The following is a 15725-nucleotide window of genomic DNA, read 5'->3' as shown; positions in this document are numbered from 1 at the left end:
TCCCGCGCCCCTGGCCGGCCGGCCGGACGAACACCGCCGTGCGCCCGCGTCCGGCGGGACGGACCGCCCGTCGCCCGGGTCGCCCGCCGGGCGTGACCGCGTCGCACCGCTGCGGCACAGTGAAGGTATGGATGACAGGGACACCGGTCTCGCCGGGGCCCGACCGGCCACCCGGCTGCCCGCCCAGGACCTGGAGCGGGCCCGCCGCTTCTACTCCGAGAAACTCGGTCTCGAACCCGTCGACGAACGGCCCGGCGGGCTGCTGTACCGGAGCGGGGGCGTGGAGTTCGCCCTGTTCCAGTCGGCGGGGGCCTCGCCGGGGACCTTCACGCAGATGGGCTTCCAGGTCGACGACGTCGACGGTGTGGTCGCGGCGCTCCGGCGGCGCGGTGTCGTCTTCGAGGTGGTCGACCTGCCGGGGCTGCGGACGTCGGAGGAAGGGATCGCCGACGTCGAGGGGCACTATCCGAGCAAGGGGGCGCGCGGCGAGCGTGCCGCCTGGTTCCGGGACAGCGAGGGGAACCTGCTCGGGATCGGGGAGCCCGTCGTCTGAGGGGGACCGCTCGGCCGGAGCGGAGCGAGGCGAGGGCAAGGCGGAAGCGAGGCGGAAGCGGGACGCGAAAGGCTCCGCGCGGGTCTGGAGACCTCGCGCCGCGCGCCTTATCGTGCGGGTCGCCCGTCCCGTGGCGACGGGGGAGGAGGCGTCCGCCCATGCGTGTGCCCGTCGTGCAGCACACCGACCGGCGGCGCCGCGCCCGGCGCCGGCGCGCGCTGTGGACGGGGGCGGAGGCCCTCGTCACCGTCGGGGTCGTCGTCCTGCTCCTGGTGGTCCACCAGTTGTGGTGGACCAACCGGCAGGCCAAACAGGGCGCCCAGCGGCAGGTGGCCGCCCTGGAGCGGGAGTGGGGCGGGGCCCGCGGGCCGGTCCAGGGGGAGGGCGGCAATCCGGCGGACCACGACGACGCGGACCCACCGGTCCGGGCGCGGCCCGGCACTCGGACCGGCGGGCCCGCCCCGGCGCCGGCGCCCGCGTCCGGGCCCTCCCGTGCCTACGCCATCCTCGCCATCCCCCGCCTGGACCTCCGCGTCCCCGTCGCCGAGGGCATCAGCAAGCCCGACGTCCTCGACAAGGGGTACGCCGGTCACTACCCGGGCACCGGGCAGCCCGGCCGTGCCGGGAACTTCGCGCTCGCCGGGCACCGCAACACCCACGGTGAGCCCTTCCGGTACCTCGACCGGCTCGGCGACGGCGACCGGATCGTCGTGGAGACGCGGGCCGCGGTGTACACGTACGCCGTCGACCAGACCCTCGCGCGGACCTCCGCCCACGACACCGGGGTGATCCGCCCCGTGCCGCGCAGCCTCGTCCACCCCGGCCGGGGCTACAGCGCGCCGGGCTTCTACATCACCCTCACCACCTGCACGCCCCAGTACACCTCCACGTACCGCCTGGTGGTCTGGGGCACACTCCTTTCCCTGCGCCCCCGGTGAGGCGCGCCCGGTGAGGTATAAACGAACGACAGCACGCCGTACGCGCACGAGGGACACGGGGGAGGGGGAGCCGCGATGATCCAGCGTTGCGCGAGGTCGCGCGCCGGCCTCCTGCTCCTGACTCTCTTCGTCCTCTTCCTGGACCTCGTGCCGCTGGACGCCGGCACCCTGACCGCCACCGTCGCGCTCGCCGCGACCGCCGCGGCCGGGTCGGCGTTCGCGCTCTCCCAGCTGGTCTCCGCGCGCTGCGCGCCCGCCGTGCCGCCCACGCGGGTGCGTACGGCCATCCGCGACCGGGACCTGCGGACGGCCTTCCTGCCGCAACGCGACCCCGACGCCAAGGGGCGCACCCGCCCCCGAGCGCCCGGACACGCCCTCCTGACGACCGTCGCGTAGGGCACGCCACCCCGGAGCAGCACCTCACCGTGAACCCCGCGCGGGTCGTCATGCCGCCATCCCATGTCCCGGCACGACGAGACCCACCACGGAGGGCTCACCCATGTCCGTTTTCGCCAACCTGGTCGAGCAGCTCGCCGAGTTGCTCCAGCCGTTGTTCCACGCCTCCGCGGCCGCCGCCGCGATCGTCCTGTTCACCGCGTTCGTACGGCTGCTGGTGCTGCCGCTGTCCCGGGCGTCCGCGCGGGGGCAGAAGGCGCGCACCGCGTTGCAGCCGAAGATCGCCGAGCTGCGCAGGAAGCACCGCAAGAACCCCGAGCGGCTTCAGCAGGCCGTGCTGGAGCTGCACGCGAAGGAGAAGGTGTCCCCGCTGGCGGGCTGCCTGCCCGGTCTGATGCAGATCCCCGCCTTCTTCCTGCTCTACCACCTGTTCTCGAACCCGACGATCGGCGGTGAGGCCAACGCCCTGCTCGGCCACGAGCTGCTGGCCGCGCCGCTGGGCGACCGGTGGCTGGACGCGCTCGCCGGCGGCGGGGCGTTCGGCGCCGCGGGACTGGTGTACGTCGCGCTGTTCGCCCTTGTCGTGGTCGTCGCCGTGTTCAACTTCCGCCGTACGCGGCGGATGACGGCCGCCGGTGCTCCGATACCGGCCGACGGTGAGCGGCTGCCGGGTCTCGGCGCGGTCGGCGCCGTCACCAAGGTGATGCCGTTCATGTCCTTCTTCACACTGGTCACGGTGGCGGTGGTGCCGCTGGCGGCCGCCCTGTACGTGGTCACCAGTACGACGTGGAGCGCCGTGGAGCGGGCCGTGCTGTACCGCTGAGCGGGGCGCCTGCCTACGGTCCAGTACGTGAACGGGTATTGCGGACCGGACCGTCACCTTGGAGGATCGACCAGTCCTCCGATGGCTGCACACGTCGGAAGGCGCCCCACGATCGAGGGAGATTGTGACCATGAAGCTGCTGCGAGTCGGAACGGCCGGGGCGGAACATCCCGCGCTGCTCGACGCCGAGGGCGTGCTGCGGGACCTGTCCGGACTGGTGCCGGACATCGACGGCGCGCTGCTCGCCGACGACGCGGCGCTCGGCCGGATCCGTGCGGCCGCCGACGCCGGGGACCTGCCCGTACTGGACGGCACGGGGCTGCGGATCGGGCCGCCGCTCGGGCGGATCGGCAAGGTCGTGTGCATCGGCCTGAACTACCACGACCACGCCCGTGAGACCGGGGCGGAGCCGCCCGCCGAGCCGGTGGTGTTCTTCAAGGCCGCGGACACCGTGGTCGGGCCGAACGACACGGTGCTGGTGCCGCGCGAGTCGCGCAAGACCGACTGGGAGGTGGAGCTGGCGGTCGTCATCGGCCGTACGGCCCGCTATCTGGAGTCGGCCGAGGAGGGGCTCGCGCACGTCGCCGGGTACGCGGTGGCGCACGACGTCTCCGAGCGGGAGTTCCAGATCGAGCGCGGCGGGACCTGGGACAAGGGCAAGAACTGCGAGACGTTCAACCCGCTGGGGCCGTGGCTGGTGACGGCGGACGACGTGCCGGACCCGCAGGGTCTGTCGCTGCGGCTGTGGGTCAACGGCGAGCTGAAGCAGGACGGGTCCACCCGCGACCAGATCTTCCCCGTCGGGGAGGTCGTGCGGTACGTGAGCCGGTTCATGACCCTGTACCCCGGTGATGTGATCAACACGGGGACGCCCGCCGGGGTGGCGATGGGGCAGCCGGAGCCCAAGCCCTACCTGCGGGCCGGGGACGTGGTGGAGCTGGAGATCGAGGGGCTGGGGCGGCAGCGGCAGGAGCTGAAGGACGCCTGAGGGTTCGCACCGGGAGGGCGGCGCGGCGCGCCGCCCTCCCGGCATTCCCGCCGGACGTCGTCGTCAGGCCAGCAGGGCGGCCAGTCGGCGCCACTCCTCGCGCGGGAGCGCGTCGCCGGGGCCGGTGCCGATCACCTGGAGCGCCACATGGTCCGCGCCCGCCTCGTGGAAGGCGGTGACGCGTTCGCGGATGTGGTCCTCGTCGCCCCAGGCGTACACCGCGTCGATCAGGCGGTCGCTGCCGCCGTCCGCCAGGTCGGACTCGGTGAAGCCGTGCCGCAGGAAGTTGTTCGTGTAGTTCGGCAGCGTCAGGTACATGGCCAGGTAGTCCCGGGCGGCGGCGCGGGCCCGGTCCGGGTCCCGCTCCAGGACGACCTTCAGCTCGGGGGCGAGGATCGGCGCCTCGCCCAGGATCTCGCGGGCGTAGGCCGTGTGCTCCGGCGTCACCAGGTACGGGATCGCGCCCGCCGAGCGGTCGCGGGAGAGCTCCAGGGTCCTCGGGCCGAGCGCGGCGAGGAGGCGGCGCCCGGCGGGTACGCCGGCGGCGTCCAGCGCGTCGAGGTAGCCGACGAGGGCCGAGTACGGGCGGCGGTACTGCTGCGTGAACTTCTCGTGGCTGACGCCGAGGCCCAGGACGAAGCGGCCCGGGTGGGCGGCCTCCAGGTCCGCGAAGGCGGCCGCGCTGTCCTTGGCCTCGTACTGCCAGATGCTCTGGATGCTGGTCCCGACGGTGATCTCGGACGTCGCGCCGATGAGCGGGGCGGCGTGCTGGGCGCCGGGGCTGCCGCCCAGCCACAGGGCGCCGTAGCCGAGGTCCTCCAGTTCCGCGGCGGCGTCCGTCAGTTCGCCGCGCGCGGCGGGGTCCTCGGAGCGCAGGCCGGTGCTCCAGATGCCGTACCGTCCCAGCCGTTGTTTCAGCGAGGCTGCGGGGTTGTCCATGGAAGCGATCCCTCCGGTTGCTGTGACGGCCGTTACACCGATGTGTAACCGGAGGGCCGCTCGGGCTAATCCCGCACCAGGGGTACGGAAATCAGGCCTGGTCGCCGCTCAAGAAGTGTTCGAGGGCCTCCACCACCATGCGGTGGTCCTGGAGCTGGGGCAGTCCGGACACGGTCACCGAACCGACGACGCCGACGCCCTCCACGGTGATCGGGAAGGAGCCGCCGTGGGCGGCGTAGCGGTCGGCATCCAGCCGGGAGGACTCCTCGAAGGTGGTGCCCTTGGCCCGGAAGCGGGCGCCCACCAGGTACGACGCGGAGCCGTAGCGCTCCACCACCCGGCGCTTGCGGGCGATCCAGGCGTCGTTGTCGGGGGTCGAGCCGGGCAGGGCGGCGTGGAAGAGCTGCTGGCCGCCGCGGTGGATGTCGATGGCGACCGGGGCCTGGCACTCCCGGGCCACCTCCACCAGCAGCGAGCCGAGCGCCCAGGCGTCGTCGAAGGTGAACCGGGGGAACACCAGGCGGCGTTCCTGGGCCTCCAGCTCCTCGATGCCGGGCGTCAGTTCGGGGGTGGTCGCCGGGGTCGTCGCGGTCGGGCGGCTGTGCGTCACAGGGTCACCGTCACTCCGTCGCGGGCCGAACGGCGGGCCGCTTCCAGTACGTCGAGGGCGGCGGCCGCCTCCAGGGCGGTCACCGGGTTGGGGGCGCCGTCGCGCACGGCGGCGGCGACACCGGCGTAGTACGCGGGGTAGTCGCCGGGCAGGGTGGGCACGGGGCGGCCGCCGCCGGTCAGCGGGGACTCGCCGGAGCCGAGGCGGCCCCACAGCGACTCGGGCTCGGTGCCCCAGCCGGCGGTCGTGGCGGGGCGGTGCCCGTCCTTGAGCGCCGCCTCCTGCGGGTCGAGGCCGTACTTGACGTAGCCGGCCCGCGAGCCCAGCACCCGGAAGCGCGGGCCGAGTTGGGCGGTCGTCGCGGAGACGTAGAGGTGGGAGCGGACGCCGCTCGCGTGGGTGACGGCGATGAAGGTGTCGTCGTCCGTCTCGGCCCCCTGGCGGCGGACGTCGGCCTCGGCGTAGACGGAGGCGGCGGGGCCGAAGAGGACCAGGGCCTGGTCGACGACGTGGCTGCCGAGGTCGTAGAGCAGACCTCCGATCTCTGCGGGGTCGCCGGACTCGCGCCAGCCGCCCTTGAGCTGCGGCCGCCACCGCTCGAAGCGGGACTCGAAGCGCCATACGTCGCCCAGTTCGCCGTCGGCGACGAGGTGGCGCAGCGTCAGGAAGTCGTTGTCCCAGCGGCGGTTCTGGAAGACGGAGAGGAGCTGTCCGCGCTCCTCGGCGAGGGCGGCCAGCTCGCGCGCCTCCGCCGCGGTGCCGGCGACCGGCTTGTCGACGACCACGGGGAGGCCGGCCTTCAGGGCGGTGGTGGCGAGGGGGACGTGCGTCTTGTTCGGCGACGCGATGACGACCAGGTCCAGGTCGTCGGCCCGCTCGAACAGCTCGTCCGGCGTGGCGACCACCCGCACGCCGGGGTGCTCGGTGCGGGCCTGTTCCTGCCGCTCGGGGTTCGAGGTGACCACCGTGTCCAGGGCGAGGCCCTCGGTGGTGGCGATCAGCGGGGCGTGGAAGACGGAGCCCGCGAGGCCGTAGCCGACGAGGCCGACGCGGAGGGGCGAGCCAGGGGGTGTGCCAGTCATGCGTCCACTTTCGCAACGCTGTTGCCAAAGTGCAAGCGCGGGAGAGAATGGGATGGTGAACAGGGCGAACAACACCACGGGAGCGGTCGGGGGGCCCGGCGCGGACGGGGCCGGGTGGGGTGTGGACGGTGCGGGGCGGGTTACCGGCGGCGCGGAACAGGGTGCGGATGGTGGGGGGTCCGGCGGGGATGGTGCCGGGCGGGGTGCGGGCGGCACCGGGCGGTGTGTGGATGGTGCCGGGCGGGCTACGGGCGGCACGGGGCGGGATGTGGATGGTGCCGGGCGAGAGGCGGACGGTGGGGGGCCCGGCGCGGGCGGTGCGGGGCGGGGTGCGGACACCATCGTGCGGGCTATGGGCGGCGCTGGAGAGGGTGCGGGCGGCTGGGGGCTTGGTGCGGACGGCTCGGGGTGGGCTTCGGGCGGCATCGGGCGAGGTGTGGACGGTGTCGGGCGGGAGGGGGAACGCGCGGGACACGGCGCGGATGGTGGGGGGTCCGACGGGGGCGGTTCGGGGCGCGGGGTCGGGCGGGGGCGGTTGGGGGCCAACTTGCTGGCCGTGCGGAGTCACAACGCCGCGCTCGTTCTCGAACTCCTGCGCGGGGCCGGGACGGAGGGTGTCAGCCGGCTGGAGCTCGCCGAGCGGACCGGGCTGACCCCCCAGGCCGTCAGCAAGATCACCGCGCGGCTCCGGGACGAGGGCCTCGTGACGGAGGCGGGGCGACTGGTGTCCACGGGCGGCAAACCGCGCACGGTGCTGCGGTTGGTGCCGGGGGCCGGGCACGCCGTGGGGGTGCATCTGGACCGGGACGAGCTGCGGGTGGTGCTGGTCGACCTGGCCGGGACGGTGGTGGGGGAGCGGCGTACGGCGATGGACCTCGGGGCGGGCGCCGAGGCCGTGGTCGGGGACGTGGCCGCACTGGTCGCCGAGGTCCTCGGCGGGGACCCGGCCCGCGAGGTGCGCTCGCTGCTCGGGGCCGGGGTCGCGCTGCCCGGACCTCTTGACCACGTCCACGGGGTGCTGCACCGGGTCACCGGGTTCCCGGAGTGGGACGGGTTCCCGCTGCGCGACGTGCTGGGGCGCCGGCTCGGGGTACCGGTCGTGGTCGACAAGGACACGAACGCCGCCGCCCTGCGGCTCGCCGTGGCGGGCGGCGGCGGATCCTTCGCCTACCTTCACTTCGCGGCGGGGCTCGGCAGCGGGCTGGTGATCAGGGGCGCGGTGCATCGCGGGGCACGGACCGGGGCGGGGGAGTTCGGCCACCAGGTCGTGCAGTTGGACGGGCCGGTGTGCGGATGCGGGAACCGTGGGTGCGTCGAGGCGCTGTGCCTGGACGCGGTGGCGCGGGGGGACGTGGCGGAGGCGGCGCGGGTGCTGGGGGTCGGCGCGAGCAACCTGATCGCACTGCTCGACGTCGACCTCCTGCTGCTGGGCGGCCGGATCGTCGAGGCCGAGCCGGAGCGGTTCGCCCACGGGGTCGCCGAGGTCCTCGCGGAACGCGCGCGGCGCACGGGCGAGGAGGCGGTGCCGGTCCGGATCGCGGAGGGCGGCAGCCGCGCGGTCGCCGAGGGCGCGGCACAGCTGCTGCTGGCGCCGCTGTTCGGGCGGGGCGGGGGATGAGGAGGGTGAGGGGACGGTCGTAAGTCCGGTGGCGGCGGCCGGGTGACGCCCCCTGCCTCTGCCCAGCCCCCTCCTTCAGCCCAGCCTCTCCTTCAGCCCAGCCCCCTGCTGCCGTCCGCCCCCGCGCGAAACTGCCCGATCGGGCGGACCCGTTGGGCCGTACGGCGCGGTGTCCTCGCGGAGCGGGCGGGGGGTGACGCGCAATGGGGACATGCGACTGTGCACGCCCGTCTCCCTCTGCCTCGCCGCAGCCGCCGCCCTCCTCGCCGGAGCCGCACCGCCCGCGTCCGCCTCTCCCGCGACCTCCGTGTCCTCGGTGCCCGGAGCATCCTCGGTGTCCGCCCCGCGTGCCGCCTCCGAGGCCGAGTGCGCCGGTTCCGACGACCGGCAGTTCCCGATCACCACCCGCATCGTCGGCGGCCCCGGCTCCTACGACGCCGGTGGCGGGTACGGGACCTGGTCCATCGAGCTCAGCAACACCACGCGGAGCGCCTGCGCCGGCATCCACCCGGTCGTCGTGCTCGTGGACGGTGAGCGGGACCTGAAGCCGTCGCAGCCCCGGCTGGAGTTCTACGAGGGGGCGCGGCCCCGCGCGGTGCGGTTCGAGCGGACCGACCGGGACGAGCTGGTCGGCGTCTTCGACGACGGTTTCGCGGGGTTCACCGTCCAGCCGGGGCGGACCGTGACGGTGCGGGTGCGGCTGGCGCTGACCTCCGACGCCGTACCGAACGACATCACGGCCAACGCGGCCGTCGTGCAGCGGCGTGCGGACGACGGCGACTGGGTCGGGCAGTCGAACGACTACCGGTTCCGGGTGCGGGCGGCGGTCCCGGAGTCGGAGGGCACCGCGGAGCCCGGCGGCGACGACCCCTCCGCGTCCGCGTCCGCCGCCCCCGACGGCGGCCTCTCGTTCGCCGACGAACTCGCCCGCACCGGCCTCACCACCCCGCGCGGTGTCCTCGCGGCCACCTCCTTCCTGCTGGTCGTGACCGGCACCGCCCTCGTGATGGTGCGCAGGCGGCGCTGAGCCGCCGGGTGGCCCGTGCGACGATCCCTGCGTGGACTACCCGAACGACCAGGCCCCCGGCGCCCCCGTCCGCTACGGCATTCCGGAGCACGGCCGCATCCCCAAGTACTACGCGGTCAAGGCGCGCCTCGACCGGCTGATCGAGGACCTGGGGGAGGGCGGGCTGCTGCCCACCGAGCGCGATCTCTCCGAGCGCTACGAAGTGGCCCGCGAGACCGTCCGGCAGGCGATCCGCGAGCTGGTGCTGGAGGGCAAGCTGCGCCGGCAGGGGCGGGGAACCGTCGTCGCGGGCCCCAAGCTGGAGCAGCCGCTGTCGCTCGCCAGCTACACCGAGGGCGTCCGGCGGCAGGGCCTGACCCCGGGCCGGCATCTCGTCACCCTCGACCGCTTCCCCTGTCCGGACACGCTGGCCGCCGAGACCGGCCTGCGGCGCGGCGAGCCCGTCTGGCACCTGGAGCGCCTGCTGCTCGCCGACGACGAGCGGGTCGGTCTGGAGAGCACGTACGTCGCCGTGTCCCGGGTGCCCCGGCTCGACGCCGACTTCGACCCGGACTCCTCCTTCTACGCGTGGCTGGGTGAGCAGGGCATCGGGTTCGGCGACGCCGACGAGCGCATCGAGACGGTGCTCGCCACCCCGCGCGAGGCACTGCTGATCGGGACGCCGCCCGCGCTGCCGATGCTGCTGATCCACCGGGTCTCCCGGGACACGGAGGGGCAGCCGCTGGAGCGGGTGCGGTCCCTGTACCGGGGCGACAGGTTCTCCTTCACGGCGCATCTGGGGGGCTGAACCGCTCCGGTCCGGGACCTCTCTAAGCATCACGAAAAGATAACGGGTCTAGCCCAAACTTGATGGCTCGTTCACGCTCTCGTTGTCGGCCGGTCCCTTCCGGTTCCCCGAGCGCGAGGAGCGTGGCAGTCGTGAGAGTGATAGTCGTCGGAGCCGGCGTGGTGGGCACCATGCACGCCTGGCATGCAGTGAACCGTGGCCACGAGGTCGTACAGATCGAGCGCGAGGCGGAGGCTCGCGGCGCGTCCCTGCGCAATTTCGGCCAGATCTGGGTCAGCGGCCGCGCGGGCGGTGAGGAACTGGAGACCGCCCTGCGGGCCCGTGAGCTCTGGGAGGAGATCGGCGGCCGTGTCCCGGCCCTCGGCTTCCGCCCGAACGGCTCCCTGACCCCGGTCCGCGGCGACCTGGAACTCGCCGTCGCCGAGGCCGCCGTGGCCCGCCCGGACGCCGCCGCCCGCGGTTACAAGCTGCTGAACCCCGACGAGGCCCGCGCCCTGAACCCCGCCCTGCGCGGCGAGTTCACCGCGGCCCTGTACTGCGAGCGGGACGCGGCCGTCGAGCCCCGCACCGCGCAGCTCGCCCTGCGCGAGGAACTGCTGACCTCCCCGCGCTACCGCTTCCTGCCCGGCCGCGAGGTCCGTGACGTCATAGGCGCCAACGCCGTCCGCGACGACCACGGCGACGTCCACCAGGGCCACGTGGTGGTGCTCTGCACCGGCGCCTGGCTCGGCGGCCTGGTCCGCGAGCTGGCCGGCCCCGACCTGCCGGTCCGCCGGGTCCGCCTGCAGATGATGCAGACCGACCCCCTCGGCGAGCGGCTCCCCACCTCGATCGCCGACGCCGACAGCTTCCGCTACTACCCGGCCTACCGCGGCACCGCCCTCGACGAGCTCAACGCCGGGCAGCCGCAGCCGCCGACCGCGGCCGAGCACCGTATGCAGCTGCTCATGGTCCAGCGGGCCGACGGCGGGCTGACCATCGGCGACACCCACGAGTACGAGCACCCCTTCGCCTTCGACACCCTCGAAGACCCCTACGACCACCTCACCGGCGTCGTCGAGTCCCTGCTCGGCCGCCCGCTGCCGAAGATCCGGCGCCGCTGGGCCGGGGTGTACGCCCAGTGCACCGACGCCTCCCGGGTCGTGCACCGGCAGCAGGTCCGCGACGGCATATGGCTGGTGACCGGGCCCGGCGGGCGCGGCATGACCTGCTCGCCCGCGATCGCCGAAACCACCGCGAACGAACTTGGCTGGTGAACACCATGACGAACCCGTCGACCACGACGCACCCCACCACCGGCATCCGCCTCGTCGTCCTCGACATGGCCGGCACCACCGTCGCCGACGGCGGCCTCGTCGAGCGGGCCTTCGACGCCGCCGCCCGCGAGCTGGGCGTCGAGCCCGGCACCCCGGACCACGCCGAGAAGCTCGACTACGTCCGGGCCACCATGGGCGAGTCCAAGATCTCGGTCTTCCGCCATCTGTTCGGCACCGAGGAGCTCGCCCGGCGCGCCAACGCCGCCTTCGAGAAGGCCTACGGCGAACTGGTCGACGGCGGGCTCGTCGCCCCGGTCCCCGGGGCCCGCGAGGCCGTCGAGGAGATCCTGGCCGGCGGCCGTACCGTCGTCCTGACCACGGGCTTCGCCCGCGTCACCCAGGACGCCGTCCTCGCCGCCCTGGGCTGGCAGGACCTGGTCCAGCTCACCCTGTGCCCCGCCGACGCGGGCGGACGCGGGCGGCCCTTCCCGGACATGGTGCTCGAAGCCTTCCTGCGCACCCGGGCCGCCGAGGACGTCCGGCAGGTCGCCGTCGTCGGCGACACCTCGTACGACATGCTCAGCGGCGTCCGCGCCGGGGCGGGTCTCGTCGCCGGGGTCCGCACCGGGGCGCACGGCGACGAGGCGCTGCGCGAGGCGGGCGCCGGCCATGTCCTCGACTCGGTCGCCGGCCTGCCCGCGCTCCTGCGGGGGACAGGCTGATGGGCATCCGCTTCGACTCGGTCACCGTCGCCTACGACGGCAACGTCGTCCTCGACTCCCTGGACCTGACCGTCGCCCCCGGCGAGGTGATGGCCCTGCTCGGGCCGTCCGGCTCGGGCAAGACCACGGCCCTGCGCGCGGTCGCCGGGTTCGTGCGGCCGGCCTCCGGGCGGGTCTTCCTCGGCGACCGGGACGTGACCGACCTGCCGCCGTACCGGCGGGGCATCGGGATGGTCGTCCAGCAGTACGCCCTCTTCCCGCACATGCGCGTCGAGGACAACGTCGCCTTCGGGCTGAGGGCCCGCAAGGCCGACCGCGCCGGGATCCGGCAGCGGGTGGCCGAGGCACTGGAGATGACGGGGATGGCGGCGTACGCCCGCCGCTACCCCCGTGAGCTGTCCGGCGGCCAGCAGCAGCGCGTGGCGATCGCGCGGGCGCTGGCCATCCGGCCGGACGTCCTGCTGCTCGACGAGCCGCTGTCCGCGCTCGACGCCCAGTTGCGCTCCGGCATGCTCGCCGAACTCGCCCGGCTGCACCGGGAACTGCCCGAGGTGTCGATCCTCTACGTCACCCACGACCAGGTCGAGGCGCTGACTTTGGCCGACCGGATCGCCGTGATGGACAAGGCGCGCCTGCAGGCCTGCGGCACCCCGCGTGAGCTGTACCGGGCACCCGCGAACGAGTTCACCGCCGCCTTCGTGGGCAACGCCAACCTGCTGCCGGTCACGGTGGGAGAGGGCGGCGTGGCCTTCGCCGGCGCCGAACTCGCCCTCGACACCGGGTCCGTGGCCCCGGGCGCCCGGGCCACGCTGTGCGTACGCCCGCACCTGGTCGGGCTCGGCTCCGGACCCAACCAGCTCGCCGGGACCGTCTCGGAGATCCAGTGGCGGGGCGCGACGCACCGGCTGTACGTCGACGTGGACGGGCACCGGGTGCTGGCGGACCTGCTGGAGCTGCGGGAGCCGCCGGCGCTCGGGGAGGCCGTCGCGCTGCACTTCGCGCCCGAGGACGCGGTGCTGCTGCCCGCGGGGGTGAGTGCGGATGGCTAGCGATGTCGGGCGACCGGGCGCGGGCAGCGCCCTGAAGGGACGCGCGGACCTGCGCGACCAGCCGGCCGGCCGCCCGGCCGCGCGGCCCGGCGCACCGGCGGCCGGGCCCGGGGCCGCGTCCCGCAAGCCGGCGGCCTGGATCTGGGCCCTGCCCCCGGTCGCCCTCCTCGCCCTGTTCTTCCTCTACCCGCTCGCCCTGGTCGTCCAGCAGTCCCTCCAGCCGGACACCGGCGGCACCTCCGTGCAGCCCTACGCCGACGTCTTCGCCTCGCAGGCGTTCCGCGAGGCCCTGTGGACCACCGTCTGGCTGGCCGTCGCGGCCACCGTCGGATGCCTCGTCCTCGGCTTCGTGCTCGCGCTGGTCATCGCGTTCGTGCCGTTCCCCGGCGCCAGGGCGGTGTCGAAGTTCATCGACGTCTTCCTCTCCTTCCCGTCCTTCCTGATCACGCTCGCGCTGCTGTTCGTCTACGGCTCGGTCGGAATGGCCAACGGACTGTGGACGGGCGTCACGGGCGCGGCGGAGGGGCCCTTCCAGTTCCTCACCACGCCCTGGGGCGTGCTCCTCGCGGAGATCACGTACTTCACGCCCTTCGTGATCCGCCCCCTGCTCGCGGCCTTCTCCCAGCTGGACACCGCCCAGCTGGAGGCGGCGAGTTCGCTGGGCGCGCGGGCGCCGCGGATCATCCGGCAGGTCATCCTGCCGGAGGCCCTCCCGGCGCTCGCCGCCGGCGGCAGCCTCGTCCTCGTGCTCTGCCTGAACGAGTTCGGGATCGTGCTGTTCACCGGGGCGAAGGGCGTCACGACCCTGCCGATGCTCGTCTACAGCAAGGCGATCCTGGAGTCCGACTACCCGGGCGCCTGCGTGGTCGCCGTCGTCAACGTCCTGATCTCCGTGGGCCTGTACGGCCTGTACCGGGTGGTGAGCCGTCGTGCTGGTGCATAGCCGCAAGGCGAAGTGGACCGTGTGGACGGTCTTCTTCCTCCTCTTCCTGCCGCTGTTCGCCCTGCCGCTCCTCGTCGTCCTCGGTGCCTCCTTCGCCACCAACTGGTCGAGCGTGCTGCCCTCCGGTTTCACCACCGGCCACTACTCCGCCGCCACCCGGGGCGAGGCCCTGCAGGCCCTCACCACCAGCCTGGTGACGGCGCTCGCCGCGAGTCTGCTCGCGCTCGTCGCCGGCACCTGGGCGGCGCTGGCGGCGGCCGCCCTGCACAAGCGGTACCGCAAGGTGCTGGACGCCCTGTTCGTGCTGCCGGTCGCGGTGCCCTCGGTGGTCGTGGGCCTCGCGATCCTGGTCGCCTTCTCCCAGCCGCCCTTCCTGCTGAACGGCACCCGCTGGATCGTGATCGCCGCCCACACCGTCCTGGTCACCGCCTTCGCGTACCAGTCGGTGTCGGCCGCGATCGTCCGCCTCGACCCGGCGTACGAGCAGGCCGCAGCCTCCCTCGGTGCCCGGCCCTCGTACGTCCTGTGGCGCGTCAGGATCCCCCTGCTGCTGCCCTCCCTGACCGCCGCCGCCGGCCTCTGCTTCGCCCTGTCCATGGGCGAGCTGAGCGCCACGATGATGCTCTATCCGCCCGACTGGACACCGCTTCCGGTCCTCATCCACGCGGCCACCGACCGCGGCGCCCTGTTCGCCGGGTCCGCGATCGCCGTGGTGCTCATGGCGGCGACCCTCCTGGTCCTGCTCGCCGTGTCCAAGATCCGCACCAAGGCCTCGTACCGCTAGTCCACCCCCTCCGTCCGCAACCCCCTCAGCAGCCCGGTCACGCAAGGAGTTCACCTCGCCATGCCCGCAAAGAGCCTCAAGCCGATCGCCGCCGTCCTCGGCAGCCTCGCCCTCGCCGCCTCCCTGACCGCCTGCGGTGGCGGCTCCGCCGCCTCCGACGAGAAGGTCGTCACCGTCTACAGCGCCGACGGCCTCAAGGGCGAGAACGGCGACGGCTGGTACGACCAGGTCTTCAAGGACTTCGAGAAGGAGACCGGCATCAAGGTCGAGTACGTGGAGGGCGGCTCCGGAGAGATGGTGCAGCGCGCCGTCCGGGAGAAGCGCAACCCGCAGGCCGACGTGCTCGTCACCCTCCCGCCCTTCATCCAGCAGGCCGACGAGAAGGGCCTGCTCCAGAAGTACGCCCCGAAGGGCTCCGACCAGGTCAACGGCGCCGACAAGTCGGCCGAGGCCACCTGGACCTCGGTCGTCAACAACTACTTCGGGTTCGTCCACAACACGAAGGAGCTGAAGCAGGCCCCCACCACCTGGGAGGAACTGCTCGACGCCAAGTTCAAGAACAAGCTCCAGTACTCCACCCCCGGAGTCGCCGGCGACGGCACCGCCGTGCTCATCAAGGCCATGCACGACTTCGGCGGCGAGCAGCAGGCGATGGAATACCTCGGCAAGCTCCAGGCCAACAACGTCGGCCCGTCCGCCTCGACCGGCAAGCTCGCGCCCAAGGTCGACAAGGGCGAACTGCACGTCGCCAACGGCGATGTGCAGATGAACTTCGCCCAGTCCAAGTCCATGCCCAACCTCGGCATCTGGTTCCCGGCCCGTGAGGGCGGCAAGCCCACCTCCTTCGCCCTGCCCTACGCCGGCGGCCTGGTCACCGACGCCCCGCACGGCGAGAACGGCAGGAAGCTCCTCGACTACATGCTGAGCCAGAAGGCGCAGGCCCAGGTCAGCGAGATCGGCGGCGGCTTCGCGGCCCGCCAGGACGTCAAGGCGACCGACGCCAACGCGATCGCCCTGACCAAGCTCATGGACGGCGTCGAGATCTTCGAGCCCGACTGGAACGACATCGGCGAGAACCTGACGAAGTACGTCGACTCCTGGAAGTCGGCGACCGGCAGCTGAGCCACCCCTCGCACCACGCAGGACGCAACGCCCCTGGCACCACCACCGGGGGCGTTGCCATGCCCGCATCCGCCCATCCGCCCATCCG

The 15725-nt window shown here is 73.6% G+C and carries 17 protein-coding genes; 14 read left to right on the top strand and 3 right to left on the bottom strand.

What is annotated here, in order from left to right:
• Window positions 1-127 precede the first annotated feature (127 nt).
• The 5 genes from ACIP2X_RS34010 to ACIP2X_RS33990 all read left to right on the top strand — a co-directional run bounded on the left by ACIP2X_RS34010 (window position 128) and on the right by ACIP2X_RS33990 (window position 3698).
• On the top strand, window positions 128-553 hold the full coding sequence (locus ACIP2X_RS34010; RefSeq protein WP_401680870.1) for a VOC family protein: 426 nt from the start codon (window positions 128-130) through the stop codon (window positions 551-553).
• Window positions 554-711: 158 nt separating this feature from the next.
• Window positions 712-1491 (top strand): class E sortase, encoded by a 780-nt coding sequence (locus ACIP2X_RS34005; protein WP_401680867.1) that lies wholly within the window; start codon window positions 712-714, stop codon window positions 1489-1491.
• Between the two features lie 75 nt (window positions 1492-1566).
• Window positions 1567-1887 carry a DUF6412 domain-containing protein gene (locus tag ACIP2X_RS34000; protein WP_401680864.1) on the top strand — a complete coding sequence of 107 codons (321 nt, stop codon included), beginning with the start codon at window positions 1567-1569 and terminating at the stop codon, window positions 1885-1887.
• Window positions 1888-1990: 103 nt separating this feature from the next.
• Window positions 1991-2710 (top strand): YidC/Oxa1 family membrane protein insertase, encoded by a 720-nt coding sequence (locus ACIP2X_RS33995; RefSeq protein WP_401680861.1) that lies wholly within the window; start codon window positions 1991-1993, stop codon window positions 2708-2710.
• 130 nt (window positions 2711-2840) lie between these two features.
• Entirely contained in the window at window positions 2841-3698 is an 858-nt protein-coding gene (locus tag ACIP2X_RS33990; protein ID WP_401680858.1) for a fumarylacetoacetate hydrolase family protein, read from the top strand.
• A gap of 63 nt (window positions 3699-3761) precedes the next feature.
• Here the strand turns inward: ACIP2X_RS33990 and ACIP2X_RS33985 are convergent, their stop codons facing one another.
• The 3 genes from ACIP2X_RS33985 to ACIP2X_RS33975 form a co-directional block, all read right to left on the bottom strand.
• Entirely contained in the window at window positions 3762-4637 is an 876-nt protein-coding gene (locus ACIP2X_RS33985) for an LLM class F420-dependent oxidoreductase (protein WP_401680855.1), read from the bottom strand.
• Between the two features lie 91 nt (window positions 4638-4728).
• Window positions 4729-5247 (bottom strand): heme-degrading domain-containing protein, encoded by a 519-nt coding sequence (locus ACIP2X_RS33980; protein WP_401680852.1) that lies wholly within the window; start codon window positions 5245-5247, stop codon window positions 4729-4731.
• Window positions 5244-6329: a Gfo/Idh/MocA family oxidoreductase gene (locus ACIP2X_RS33975; RefSeq protein WP_401680849.1), complete on the bottom strand. Its 1086-nt coding sequence runs from the start codon at window positions 6327-6329 to the stop codon at window positions 5244-5246. The genes ACIP2X_RS33980 and ACIP2X_RS33975 overlap by 4 nt, the downstream gene beginning before the upstream one ends.
• A 535-nt stretch (window positions 6330-6864) precedes the next feature.
• Between ACIP2X_RS33975 and ACIP2X_RS33970 the strand changes: the two genes are divergently transcribed.
• The 9 genes from ACIP2X_RS33970 (at window position 6865) to ACIP2X_RS33930 (ending at window position 15637) form a co-directional block, all read left to right on the top strand.
• Window positions 6865-7947 carry an ROK family transcriptional regulator gene (locus ACIP2X_RS33970; RefSeq protein WP_401680847.1) on the top strand — a complete coding sequence of 361 codons (1083 nt, stop codon included), beginning with the start codon at window positions 6865-6867 and terminating at the stop codon, window positions 7945-7947.
• Between the two features lie 211 nt (window positions 7948-8158).
• Window positions 8159-8974 carry a hypothetical protein gene (locus ACIP2X_RS33965; protein ID WP_401680844.1) on the top strand — a complete coding sequence of 272 codons (816 nt, stop codon included), beginning with the start codon at window positions 8159-8161 and terminating at the stop codon, window positions 8972-8974.
• A 31-nt stretch (window positions 8975-9005) separates the two neighbouring features.
• Complete coding sequence (locus ACIP2X_RS33960) at window positions 9006-9761, top strand: GntR family transcriptional regulator (RefSeq protein ID WP_401680841.1); 756 nt, start codon at window positions 9006-9008, stop codon at window positions 9759-9761.
• 122 nt (window positions 9762-9883) lie between these two features.
• On the top strand, window positions 9884-11017 hold the full coding sequence (locus tag ACIP2X_RS33955) for a TIGR03364 family FAD-dependent oxidoreductase (RefSeq protein ID WP_401680839.1): 1134 nt from the start codon (window positions 9884-9886) through the stop codon (window positions 11015-11017).
• Between the two features lie 5 nt (window positions 11018-11022).
• Entirely contained in the window at window positions 11023-11739 is a 717-nt protein-coding gene (locus ACIP2X_RS33950; protein ID WP_401680836.1) for an HAD family hydrolase, read from the top strand.
• Window positions 11739-12788 (top strand): ABC transporter ATP-binding protein, encoded by a 1050-nt coding sequence (locus tag ACIP2X_RS33945; RefSeq protein ID WP_401680833.1) that lies wholly within the window; start codon window positions 11739-11741, stop codon window positions 12786-12788. The genes ACIP2X_RS33950 and ACIP2X_RS33945 overlap by 1 nt, the downstream gene beginning before the upstream one ends.
• Window positions 12781-13731: a 2-aminoethylphosphonate ABC transporter permease subunit gene (locus ACIP2X_RS33940; protein WP_401680831.1), complete on the top strand. Its 951-nt coding sequence runs from the start codon at window positions 12781-12783 to the stop codon at window positions 13729-13731. Before ACIP2X_RS33945 ends, ACIP2X_RS33940 begins: the two co-directional genes overlap by 8 nt.
• Entirely contained in the window at window positions 13718-14515 is a 798-nt protein-coding gene (locus tag ACIP2X_RS33935; RefSeq protein WP_401680828.1) for an ABC transporter permease, read from the top strand. The genes ACIP2X_RS33940 and ACIP2X_RS33935 overlap by 14 nt, the downstream gene beginning before the upstream one ends.
• Before the next feature lie 60 nt (window positions 14516-14575).
• Window positions 14576-15637, top strand: a complete 1062-nt coding sequence (locus ACIP2X_RS33930; RefSeq protein ID WP_401680825.1) for a 2-aminoethylphosphonate ABC transporter substrate-binding protein — start codon at window positions 14576-14578, stop codon at window positions 15635-15637.
• Window positions 15638-15725: the final 88 nt, after the last annotated feature.

This window comes from Streptomyces sp. NPDC089424 (genome assembly GCF_044749345.1).
Taxonomy (GTDB): domain Bacteria; phylum Actinomycetota; class Actinomycetes; order Streptomycetales; family Streptomycetaceae; genus Streptomyces.
Note: the sequence above shows the minus strand (reverse complement) of the source record. Positions and strands in the feature narration are given on the sequence as shown.

Excerpts from the sequence above, each read along its gene's own strand:
- ACIP2X_RS34010 (WP_401680870.1), top strand. The coding sequence starts at position 128 with ATGGATGACAGGGACACCGGTCTCGCCGGGGCCCGACCGGCCACCCGG.
- ACIP2X_RS34005 (WP_401680867.1), top strand. The coding sequence starts at position 712 with ATGCGTGTGCCCGTCGTGCAGCACACCGACCGGCGGCGCCGCGCCCGG.
- ACIP2X_RS34000 (WP_401680864.1), top strand. The coding sequence starts at position 1,567 with ATGATCCAGCGTTGCGCGAGGTCGCGCGCCGGCCTCCTGCTCCTGACT.
- ACIP2X_RS33995 (WP_401680861.1), top strand. The coding sequence starts at position 1,991 with ATGTCCGTTTTCGCCAACCTGGTCGAGCAGCTCGCCGAGTTGCTCCAG.
- ACIP2X_RS33990 (WP_401680858.1), top strand. The coding sequence starts at position 2,841 with ATGAAGCTGCTGCGAGTCGGAACGGCCGGGGCGGAACATCCCGCGCTG.
- ACIP2X_RS33985 (WP_401680855.1), bottom strand. The coding sequence starts at position 4,637 with ATGGACAACCCCGCAGCCTCGCTGAAACAACGGCTGGGACGGTACGGC.
- ACIP2X_RS33975 (WP_401680849.1), bottom strand. The coding sequence starts at position 6,329 with ATGACTGGCACACCCCCTGGCTCGCCCCTCCGCGTCGGCCTCGTCGGC.
- ACIP2X_RS33965 (WP_401680844.1), top strand. The coding sequence starts at position 8,159 with ATGCGACTGTGCACGCCCGTCTCCCTCTGCCTCGCCGCAGCCGCCGCC.
- ACIP2X_RS33950 (WP_401680836.1), top strand. The coding sequence starts at position 11,023 with ATGACGAACCCGTCGACCACGACGCACCCCACCACCGGCATCCGCCTC.
- ACIP2X_RS33945 (WP_401680833.1), top strand. The coding sequence starts at position 11,739 with ATGGGCATCCGCTTCGACTCGGTCACCGTCGCCTACGACGGCAACGTC.
- ACIP2X_RS33940 (WP_401680831.1), top strand. The coding sequence starts at position 12,781 with ATGGCTAGCGATGTCGGGCGACCGGGCGCGGGCAGCGCCCTGAAGGGA.
- ACIP2X_RS33930 (WP_401680825.1), top strand. The coding sequence starts at position 14,576 with ATGCCCGCAAAGAGCCTCAAGCCGATCGCCGCCGTCCTCGGCAGCCTC.